Source organism: Synechococcus sp. H55.2, assembly GCF_047462495.1.
In the GTDB taxonomy this organism is placed as follows: domain Bacteria; phylum Cyanobacteriota; class Cyanobacteriia; order Thermostichales; family Thermostichaceae; genus Thermostichus.
Window position 1 is genome coordinate 1 of sequence record NZ_JANSJH010000016.1, and the last position, 10,408, is coordinate 10,408.

The window sequence follows — 10,408 nt, forward strand, 5'->3', positions numbered from 1 at the left end:
GGAAACCCCACCCGCCTGCGCGGTGGGGTAGTTCATAATGCTTCTATCTCCCGGAATTTTCTATCGAAGAGCTCTCCAGGGATCCCTGTGCCTAGTTCTTCGGCAAATTTCGCTGACCTTACCCAACCATGCTGCCTGTGCGCCCCCGCGAAACCGTTTCCATGTTCACCCGCGACGGGATCCAACTGGATGCGGATGTCTATCGCCCAGAAGGCGGGGGGAGCTACCCGGTCTTGCTGATGCGGCAGCCCTACGGGCGGGCCATTGCCTCGACGGTGGTGTACGCCCATCCGCGCTGGTATGCGGCCCATGGCTATATCGTTGTCATCCAGGATGTGCGGGGGCGGGGCACCTCCAAGGGCTCCTTCTACCCCTTCCGCCACGAAGCTGAAGATGGGTTTGACGCGGTCAACTGGGCGGCTGCTTTGCCAGGGAGCAACGGTGTGGTGGGCATGTACGGCTTTTCTTACCAGGGCATGACCCAACTCTATGCCGCCTCCAGCCGTCCCAGCGCCTTGAAGGCCATCTGCCCGGCGATGCTGCCCTACGATCTCTACGCCGATGCCGCCTACCCGGGGGGAGCCTTTGCCTTCTCCAACAACCTCAGTTGGGCGCTGCAACTGGAAGCTGAGGGAGCCCGCCGGCGGGGAGAGGCCAACGCTTACCAGGCCCTCTTCAAAGCCTCCCGCAACTTGCCCCTCTACGATCCCATCCCCCTCAAGCCGGGCGTGCTGCAGCAATACGCGCCCCAGTCCTACTACTTCGACTGGCTGGAGCACAGCGAACCCGACGACTACTGGCGCCAGCTCTCCCCTCGGCTAGAGGTGGTGGATCTGCCGATGTTGCACATTGGCGGCTGGTTTGACAGCTATCTGAGTGGCAGCCTGCGCCTCTACAGGGAGATGAGTGCCCGCAGCCAAAACCCGCAACACCTGATCATCGGCCCTTGGGCCCACCTGCCGTGGGGGCGCAGGGTGGGGGCGCTGGACTTTGGCCCCGAGGCCGTCAGCCCCATCGATCGGCTGCAGGTGCGCTGGTTTGACCAGTTCCTCAAAGGCAAGGACACCGGGATCCTCCAGGAGCTGCCGGTGCGCCTATTCGAGATGGGAGCCAACCGCTGGCGCAGCTTAGAGGCCTGGCCCACCCCGGAGCCAAAAGCTTTTTACCTGCACAGCACCGGCCTGGCTGCCCTCTCCGAACTTGAGGGATCCCTCCGCCCGGAACCCCCACTGAGGCAACAGTCGGATACTTTTGTTCACGATCCCTGGCGACCGGTGCCGGCTTTGGGGGGTCACCTGGTTTATCCTGCCGGGCCGCAAGAGCGCTCTGCCCTCGACTGCCGCACCGATGTTCTCACCTACACCACTCCCCCTCTGGAAACCGACCTCCTCCTGGCGGGGGATATCACGGCAGAGCTCTACGTCGAAGCCGACAGCCCCAGCTTGGATCTCTGCGCCGTGCTCTCCGTGGTCAGGCCGGACGGCCAGGTGTACAACTTTTCCCAGGGCTACCGTCGTCTGCGGGATCCCCAGCCCAATGCCCCCATCTCAATCCCCTGTCAGCCCGCCTGCATCCGCATTCCCCGCGGCCACGCCCTGCGTCTCAGCCTCAGTGCGGCCTGTTTCCCGGCCTATTCCGTCAATACAGGTACGGGGATGCGGGAAGAGCGGCTCATTGAGGCCCGCATTCTCACCCTTACTCTTCACAGCGGCGGCGACACCCCCTCACGGCTGTACCTTCCCATTGTCGAGGGGAGTTGGGGGGAGTAAAAGCTTAAGACCCTACAGCTTCCCATCCCTTCGCAACTCCTGATCACAAACAGATATCAAAAGTTAGGATAGAAACAAGCAGGGCAAGGGAACACCATGTTGCAAGACCCGAAGTTGATCCGGCATTATCAGGCTTTGACCGACGCGCTGGTGGACAGTTGGCATCGCGGCTATCGGCGCACCGACGAGCTGCGCCTGCTGGTGGATGGCTACCTGCTGGCTCTGCGAACTGGCAAGCAATTGCAGCCTTTTGAGATCTACCGCCTTGAAGACGAGGTCAACCGCTTCCTTTACGACCCGTCCAACTTCATGGAGCCGGAACTGGAGCGAGAGACGGAGCCGATGCGGGGTTATTGATACTGCATAGAGAGGGGCCGGGGGCGAGGGATCGAACGCCGCCAGGTGCCTGATAGGCTGGGAAAGATTCGGTTCCTCATTCCAATCTATGGCGGTTTGGGATACGCTGGCAACTTCCCGGCGTCCGGCTCTGCTGGGATCCGGCCTGGGCTTGGGCATAGCCCTGATCCTCTGGTACGGGGTGCTTGGCTACCACGTGCTGCAGATGGGTATCTGGCTGCTAAGTATCCTGCTGGTGGGGCTGTATGTGGCCCAGTTTCCTCCGGCTCAGCTCCCTTGGGATCCGACGCGGCTGCGCTGGCGTCAGGAGCTGCTGCACCTGGGGCTGCTGGCGCTGGTCTTCGCCCCCATCTACCTCTACGACCTGGCCAACATCCCTTTTCAAATCAACACCGACGAGATCGTCATCACCTCCATGGCGCGGCGGGCCTCAGGAGTGCGCTACCCCGATATCTTTGGGCTGATGCCGGAGTATTTCTATTTTCCCCGCTTTATGTTCAGCCTCTTCGGCGGCCTGACGCGGCTGATGGGGGGAGTCACGCTGGTGAATGTGCGCACCGTGCATGCCGCCTTCGGGGTGATCACCACCCTGGTGGCCTACGGGTTTTTTCGCGCCTTCTGGGGATCCCGGCTGGCCTTGGCGGGGGCGATCCTCTTGGGATCCAACCACGCTCTGCTGGGCATCAGCCGCATGGCGATGCGAGAGAATCTGATTGTGCTGGTGGAGTGTGCAGCTCTAGCCTTGATCTTAAAGGGCGTGCGGGAAAAAAATCCCCTGCTTTTGTATTTGGGGGGAGGGGCAGCGGCCTTCTCCCTCTACGGCTATCTGCCGGGGCGGGTGGTCATCCTGCTGGGGTTGCTGTTTGGCGGCCTCTACCTGCTCCTGGGCCGGGAGGATCTGCAGGAGGGGAATAAGCAGGTCAACCCCGTTTGGGCCCTGGCCAAGCTGACGCTGCCGGCGGCGCTGGGTTTTTTTCTGGTGGCCGCACCTATCTTGGTGGCCACGGCTACTTCTCCGCCGGCCAGCACCGAGTATGCCCGCCAGCAATTTCTCTTTTTCCCGGAAGGGCGGGCGCTGCAGCAGATGTGGGTCAATGCGGCTACACCAGCCGAGGCGGTGTGGCGCAACATCCGCAACGGCCTGAGCATGTTTAACGACCCCGGCCAGCACGACCGGGGCTATATCTACCCCAACTATGGCCATGCCTTTGTGGATCCGCTGACGGGGGTTTTGCTCTGGCTGGGCTTGGGATCCGGCCTCTACCGCCTCTGGAAGGGGCGCAGCCAACCCCACGACTGGCTTTGTATGGGCAGTTTCCTATTTCTCTATCTGCTGTTTAGCTTGGCCATCACCAAAGCCCCCAACTATACCCGCCTGCTGGTGATCCTGCCCTTTGTAGCCTACCTAACCCTGGAAGGGATCCAGGCGCTGGTAGCTCTCCTGGGACGTTGGGGATCCTCAGGGAGGAAGTGGCTGCCGGCAGTGGCGATGGCGGGGGCGATCCTGGTGATCGGGGGATGGAACTTGGCGATTTTTGGGGATTTTGTTCACAAGGGCTGGATCCAGGGCAACGATGTGGGAGCTACCGGGCGCTACGTGGCGGCCCGACAAGGGGATCCCGACCACCGCTTTTACCTGGCAGCCAGCGCCGCCTACCCCTATTTCAGTTGGGGAGAGCCTATCTATTGGCAGAGTTGGATCCAATTTTTTGCCGGGCCGGGACAGCAGGTGCAGGTCTTTTCCCCTGAGGCCTTGCCCACCCAAGACCTACAGCCGCCGTTTACCCTGTTCCTGAACCAGGGGGTATGGGATCAGCAAGGGGCAGCGCTGCAGCGGCACTTTCCTCAAGGCCAGTTGCATCGGATCCCTGCCGAGCGGGGGCTGTGGGCGTTTGAAGTGGTGGATGCTTGAAGCGCTGGGCCAGCCGACCAAACTCTGGGTTGAGCTGGCCTTAGCAAATCGGCAGGAAGCCCCGCGCTCTTCCGAACAGTATGTGCTGTGGTGGGACCAGTAACCCTAAGGCGATGAGGCTGGGAGAATCCTTGCCCTTTGGGGCTGTCAAGAGGCGTGCCCAAGCTTGATAACCAGGTGGCGGTTCTTGTCCACCGCGATCCAGCCTTGCTGGCGGAAACGGTTCAAAAGACGGGTGATGGTGACGCGGGTGGTGCCGATGGCATTGGCCAAGTCTTGGTGGGTAAGGCGCACCTGCAGGCGCACCCCCGTCGCCACCGGGGATCCCAACTCCACCGCCAATAGGGAGAGCAACTGGCGCAGCCGCTCTTCCACCCGCCGCCGCCCGGCTAGGGCCAGCAGCGCTTCGGTTTGGCGCAGCCGCCGCACCACCTGCTTGAGCAGCCCTTGGCTCAGGGTTGCTGAGGCTTCCACCTCGGCTGCCGACAGCCGCAACACGTCAACCGCCGTCAATGCCTTGGCCTGGTAGGGATCCAACATCGTCAGCGGGGATCCCAGCGGCATGGAGGGGCCGGCAAATCCCAACAGCGCCTCGCCGCCATTGGGATAGAGAGTCGTCAACTGTACCACGCCCCGACAGACGATCACCCATTCATCCGCAAACAAAGGGATAACCTGTCCAGGACTGTAGGGAGATAAGCTGCGGCCTCGGTAGAGATCTTCTAGTAGTTGACGCTCCCGTGTAGGCAGGCCGGCAGCAAAATGGCCGGGCATCGTTTCAGGCATAAACTGGCTCCGCTAGAGCAAACTGAGCACACTGGTCGTTGGGCTTTCTCCTGCGAACCCACAGCAGCGGGGTTGGCCATCAGTGCTGAGTTCACGGCAAGAGACAGGTGTTCCCGACAACACCATACCGCTTGCCTTCCCGACTGAAGTAAAGGCAAGGTTATGCCTAGGTTAAGTCTCGCTCACTATGCCGTTACAGGGGCGGGACATCATCCCGCTTCGCGAACGGTCTTGGGCTGCGCAGGGATCCCCCGACCGAAGTCGGCGGGAGTGTCGATGTGATCCAGTAGGATCTAAGGATGTCCAGCTCAAGCCTCTAGGAGATCTGCCGTGACGCTGATGGTTCGCGTGATTACTCCCGACCGCATCGTTTGGGATGCCCCCGCTGAGGAAGTGATCCTCCCTGCCACCTCAGGTCAATTGGGCATCCTCACCAACCATGCTCCTCTCTTAACTGCTATCGGCAATGGAGTCATGCGGGTCAAGGCCGGTGGCAAGTGGTCGGCCATTGCCGTGATGGGCGGATTTGCGGAAGTGGAAAATAACGAGGTAACCGTTCTGGTTAACCGCGCCGAGCGGGGAGAAAAAGTGGACAAGGCCGCAGCTCAGGCCCTCTTGGACGAAGCGAGCCAAGTTTTGAATACCAGCAGCGACAAGCAGGAGCGTTTGCAGGCCAAGTTGGATCAGCAGCGGGCCAGAGCCTTGATCCAAGCCGCCGAGATGGGCAGCAAAAGCTGAGGTATTCCCGCCTCTCTCAGCAGGAGCCAATTTGGTCTCGGCAGGGGATCCGGCTACGGGGCTGGCTTTGTTAAGCTGAAGCTTCTGGGGAGCTGGTGGTGCTATGTTCAGTCCTGCAATTGCCGTTCGCGTCAGCGGGACGGAATCCTTTAGCGCGTCGGCCAGCTTGAAGATTGGCCAGGTGGCAGCAGCGGCGGGGTTGCCGGTGCGCACGGTGCGCTACTACGAGTCGCTGGGCCTGCTGAAGCCAACGGTGCAGCGGTCGGAGTCCAGCTATCGCCTCTTCCATCCGGCAGTGCTGGGGCGGCTGGCCTTCATCCGCCGCTGCCAGAGCCTAGGGCTAAGCCTGGAAGAAATTGGCCAGATCCTGCAGCTCCACGACCAGGGGGAACAGCCCTGCCCGGAGATCCGCCAACACCTGCAGGAGAAGCTGCGTCAGATCGAAGAGCGGATAGCGGAGTTGCAAACTCTGAAAGGCCAAATTGAAAGCCTCCTCTCCGATTGGCGGATCCCAGCGGGATCTCCAGCCGAGGATGACGTGATCTGCCCGATTTTACAAAAGCCAGAGGCCGGCCCTGACAAGGTCGGCAGCCACTACTCGACGGTTACCGACTTGGCCAGGTTGCGGGGTTGATCCACATCGGCCCCGCGGCGCAGCGCCATGGCGTAGGCAAACAACTGCAGGGGGATGACATTTAAAACTGCCGACAACAGGGGTGTGGTGCTGGGCACCTCGATGACGTGGTCGGCCTTCTCCCTCACCTGGGTATCTTCTGGGTTGATCAGGGCAATCACCCGCCCTCCCCGCGCCTGTACCTGTTCGATGTTGGAGAGCATCTTCTCGTAGACGGGATCGCGGGTGGCAATACACACCACCGGCATGCGCTCGTCGATGAGGGCGATGGGGCCATGCTTCATCTCCCCTGCCGGGTAGCCCTCCGCGTGGATGTAGCTGACCTCTTTCATTTTCAGGGCCCCCTCCAGGGCTATGGGGGCGTTGACCCAGCGGCCCAGGTAGAGCATGTCGGCAACGTGGTGGTACTGTTCCGCCAACTGGTCGTAGAGGGCGGCATCTTTCAGGAGCAGGCTGATCTTGCCCGGCAGCTCGATCAAAGCTTGCAGGTGGGATCGGATCTGGGCCGGGTTGAGGATCCCTTTGGCCTGGGCCAGTTGCAGGGCCAGCAGGTATCCCGCCACCAGCATGCCGGTAAATACCTTGGTGGAGGCGACGGCGATCTCCGGCCCGGCGTGAATGTAGAGAACTCCGGCATCCGCCAGGCGCGTGGCCTGGGATCCGATGGCGTTGACGATGGCCAGGGTGGGGATCCCTTGGGCGCGGGCCTCGCTCATGGCCGCCAGCGTATCGACGGTCTCGCCCGACTGGGTGAGGGCCACAAGCAGGCTGTGGGGGCGCAGCACCGGCTGGCGGTAGCGAAACTCGGAAGCATAGTCCACCTGCACCGGGATGCGGGCCAGGCTCTCGATAAAGTACTTGAGCACCAGACAGGCGTGCCAGGCGGTGCCGCAGGCCACGGCATGAATCTGCTCCGTCTGGGCCAGTTGCGCCTCTGTTAGCGCCAGCTCCTCTAGAGTCACCCGCCCCTCTTCCAGATCCACCCGCCCCCGCAGCGTATCGGTGGTGGTGCGCGGCTGCTCGTAGATCTCTTTTTGCATGAAGTGCTTGTAGCCGCCCTTGGCCGCCGAGACGGGATCCCAGGCCACCGTGAGGGGGGTTTTGCGCAGCTCCTCGCCGCTGATGCGCAGGTAGCGCACGCTGGAGTCGGTGAGGATGGCCATCTCCCCATCTTCCAGAAACACCACCCTGCGGGTGTGGCGGACAATGGCGGGCAGATCCGAGGCAACGAAGTTCTCCCCCTCCCCTTCGCCGACGACCACAGCGCCGGCGTTGCCCAGGCGGGCGGCAATCAACCGATCCGGCGCCTCCCGATCCAAAGCCACCACGGCATTTCCCCCCCGCAGTTGCCCCATGACTTTGCCAAAGGCCGTCTCGAAGCAGCCCAGCTCCTCGGTGTAGAGGCCCAGCAGTTGGGCGATGACTTCGGTATCGGTTTGGGAGCGAAAGCCAACCCCTCGCCGCAGCAGCTCTTCCTTCAGCTCCAGGTAGTTCTCCACAATGCCGTTTTGGATGACCACGATGCGCCCGCGCGCGTCGCAGTGGGGGTGGGCATTTTCTTCGCTAACACCGCCGTGGGTGGCCCAGCGGGTGTGGCCAATCCCCACCTTGGCCGTGGGCATGTTGGCGGTAAGCTTCACCAGCAGGTTGTGCAGCTTGCCGGTGGCCCGCACGATCCTCAAGCCCTCTTCTGGATCCACCGTGGCAATGCCGGCGGAATCATAGCCCCGATATTCCAAAGTGCGCAGGCCCTCCAAGAGGATAGGAGCCGCCCACTGAAAGCCCACATAGCCGACAATGCCGCACATTCCTCACACCTCAACCTCAGCCACGCCAGCGGTGCAAAGCACCCTATCCGCAAAGCCTACCCCAGCTTCCGGATCCCTTCAATGGCTTTTGCCGCCGCTGCGGGAGCAGACCTCGGCAGGGATCCTGGCTTCCTCCTAGGGAACGGGCTGCTGCTCCTCAAGGGCCAGGGCAAAAGAAACGGGCGCAAAACGGAAGCGATACTCTTGGGCTGCAGCAGGCTGGATCCCGTCTTCTGTTCGCGTAAGCGGGCCGGAGGCCTTAGGGGCGCTGGAGACCAAGTTGCTCAGCCCCAGCACCAGCTCTCGCAGGCCGCGGCGAAACTGGGGATCCCCCGTCAGCTCGTCGATATCGGCGGTGATCTTTTGCGCATTCTGGAAGGTGATGCGGGCCGAGTCCAGGGTTTGGCGCAAGGTCGCCAGGGTGCCCGGATCGTTGAGGTTGGCAGCAATCTGCTGCAGGTCTTCGGTAGCTTGGGACACGTTCTCCGCCGCCGCTCGCACCTCGGCCAGGATCTGGCGCACATCCGCCTGCAGTTGCGGATCCGTCAGCAGCGGGCGAACCGCGCTCGACATGGCTTGCAGATCGGCGCTCACCTGCTGGATATTTTCCAGGGCAGCGCTGAGGGAAATGCGGTTCTGTTCCACCAGAAGGGTGAACTGATCGGCAGCCGCTTGAAAACTGCGGGCCGTTCCTCTCACAGCCCCAGCCGCGTCTTGGATAGCCGTGGCAGCCGAGGTAAATTGCGACAAGTCCAGATCTTCCGTGCGCAGGGCTGCCACCTGCTTTTCCACGGTTTCGGAGAGATCGGCCACGCTGTTGGCGACGCGGGTGATCCCTTCTAGGGTGGCGTTGAGGGTAGCGAAGAACTCGTCGTTGTTGATGCGCGTCACCAGCCGATCCACCTGAATCAACAACTGGCCGAAATCTACCCCCGGTGTGCCCTCCACCCTATCCCCAGCGCAGATGATTTGGCTGCGGTCGCAATCGGCTGCCAGCGGGGATCCCGCTGCCGGGGCATCGCGTCGGGGCAGGATATCCATCACCGTCTCCCCCACCAACCCCGTCTGGGTGGTTACAAACAGGGCGTCGCGGGGGATGGCCAAGGGCTGGTCGATGGCCACCTGCACCTCCACTTGGGCCGCCTGGGGCAAAATCCGCTCCACCCGCCCCACGGCTACCCCCCGCAGCCGCACGCTGGAGCCTTCCGCCAGGCCAGATACGTTGGGATAGGTGACGGTAAACTGGAAGCCGCGGCTGCCGAAGCGCAGGTTGTAGATCCACAAGAACAGCCCGGCAAAGCCCAGCACCCCTGCCAGGATCAACAGGCCCACCGCCCCTTCTCGGATTGCTCGCGAACGCATCACACCTGCCCTGCCACTTGAATCGGCCCTTCTACGCTACCGCTGAAAAATTGCCGCACAAAGGGGTTATCGCACGTTTCGATCTGCTGCACGGATCCCTCCCACTGCACCCGCCCCTGGGCCAAGAGCACGATGCGGTCGGTGGCGCGGTAGATAGTGCTGTGCTGGTGGGTCACCACAATGTAGCTCTCGCAAGCTTTTTTCACCTGCTGCAGATCCCGGATGAGGTCTTCAATCACTGTGGAAGCAATGGGATCCAGGCCCGCCGTGGGCTCGTCGTAGAGCAGCAGTTGCGGCTCGTCCTGGGGCAGAGAAGGGTCCTCCATAATAGCGCGGGCGAAGCTGGCCCGTTTGCGCATCCCCCCCGAGAGCTCCTCCGGCAGGCTGTTCTCCTTACCCGCCAGCCCCACTGCTTCCAGCTTGGCTGCCACCAGCTCCCGAATGCGTGCCCGCGGCAGCCGCGAGTGCTCGTAGAGCAAAAACCCGACGTTTTCCTCCACCGTCAGCGAGTCGAAAAGGGCCGCCTGCTGGAATACCATGCCTACCCGCAAGGGGGGAGTGCAGTGGCCGGCCTGAATCTCCGGCAGGGGGATGCCGCACCAGAGCACTTCGCCAGCGTCCGGCTCTGTCAAGCCAGCGATGATGCGCAACAGAGTTGATTTGCCAGTGCCGGAAGGCCCCACTAGCCCCAGAGCGTCGCCCCGATGTACCTTTAGATCGACTTGGTCAAGCACCAGCGTGGTTCCAAAGCGCTTGGAGACCTGCCGTAGCTCCACCAAGGGTACGGGATCTCCCTTCCCCGCTCCAGACTGGGGTTGGGGACTCTCCGCCGGCGGCTGCTGTTGGCCGTTCATGCTGGTGCCAATGTCCTTTCTGAAGTACTTCGCCCAACACTTCCAGCAGAGCTGCAAGATCAGGGTGCCTCCCTCCCGTGGCTTGCGTTCCATTGCTAGTTTAAGAGCCGTCGCACTACGCGAACAACTTGCTGCTGTTGCCTCCAGCAGCCAAGGCTACGGAGCACCTGCCAGCCTTCGTCTCTTAG

General features: G+C 62.2%; 9 protein-coding genes. 5 read left to right on the forward strand and 4 right to left on the reverse strand.

The window, feature by feature from the left end:
- The first annotated feature begins 128 nt into the window (after window positions 1-128).
- From NW844_RS03580 to NW844_RS03590, 3 genes are all read left to right on the forward strand, one after another.
- On the forward strand, window positions 129-1,769 hold the full coding sequence (locus NW844_RS03580; RefSeq protein ID WP_414333551.1) for a CocE/NonD family hydrolase: 1,641 nt from the start codon (window positions 129-131) through the stop codon (window positions 1,767-1,769).
- Between the two features lie 96 nt (window positions 1,770-1,865).
- Window positions 1,866-2,126, forward strand: coding sequence for a DUF6761 family protein (locus tag NW844_RS03585; protein WP_414333553.1), 261 nt, complete (start codon window positions 1,866-1,868; stop codon window positions 2,124-2,126).
- 88 nt (window positions 2,127-2,214) lie between these two features.
- A complete protein-coding gene (locus NW844_RS03590) occupies window positions 2,215-4,038 on the forward strand; it encodes a hypothetical protein (protein ID WP_414333555.1) in 1,824 nt (607 codons plus the stop codon).
- 147 nt (window positions 4,039-4,185) lie between these two features.
- Here the strand turns inward: NW844_RS03590 and NW844_RS03595 are convergent, their stop codons facing one another.
- Window positions 4,186-4,824, reverse strand: coding sequence for a Crp/Fnr family transcriptional regulator (locus NW844_RS03595; protein ID WP_414333557.1), 639 nt, complete (start codon window positions 4,822-4,824; stop codon window positions 4,186-4,188).
- 330 nt (window positions 4,825-5,154) lie between these two features.
- Here NW844_RS03595 and atpC point away from each other — a divergent pair, with 330 nt between their 5' ends.
- The gene (gene atpC, locus NW844_RS03600; protein WP_414333559.1) at window positions 5,155-5,562 is read left to right on the forward strand and encodes an ATP synthase F1 subunit epsilon; all 408 of its coding nucleotides are present in this window, start codon (window positions 5,155-5,157) and stop codon (window positions 5,560-5,562) included.
- A gap of 103 nt (window positions 5,563-5,665) precedes the next feature.
- The gene (locus NW844_RS03605) at window positions 5,666-6,196 is read left to right on the forward strand and encodes a heavy metal-responsive transcriptional regulator (RefSeq protein ID WP_414333560.1); all 531 of its coding nucleotides are present in this window, start codon (window positions 5,666-5,668) and stop codon (window positions 6,194-6,196) included.
- Here NW844_RS03605 and glmS read toward each other — a convergent pair.
- The 3 genes from glmS to NW844_RS03620 form a co-directional block, all read right to left on the reverse strand.
- A complete protein-coding gene (gene glmS, locus NW844_RS03610) occupies window positions 6,157-8,004 on the reverse strand; it encodes a glutamine--fructose-6-phosphate transaminase (isomerizing) (protein WP_414333561.1) in 1,848 nt (615 codons plus the stop codon). The two genes, NW844_RS03605 and glmS, sit on opposite strands and share 40 nt — an antisense overlap.
- Window positions 8,005-8,139: 135 nt before the next feature.
- Window positions 8,140-9,366 carry an MlaD family protein gene (locus NW844_RS03615; RefSeq protein ID WP_414333563.1) on the reverse strand — a complete coding sequence of 409 codons (1,227 nt, stop codon included), beginning with the start codon at window positions 9,364-9,366 and terminating at the stop codon, window positions 8,140-8,142.
- The gene (locus NW844_RS03620) at window positions 9,366-10,220 is read right to left on the reverse strand and encodes an ABC transporter ATP-binding protein (protein ID WP_414333565.1); all 855 of its coding nucleotides are present in this window, start codon (window positions 10,218-10,220) and stop codon (window positions 9,366-9,368) included. The genes NW844_RS03615 and NW844_RS03620 overlap by 1 nt, the downstream gene beginning before the upstream one ends.
- Window positions 10,221-10,408 lie beyond the last annotated feature (188 nt).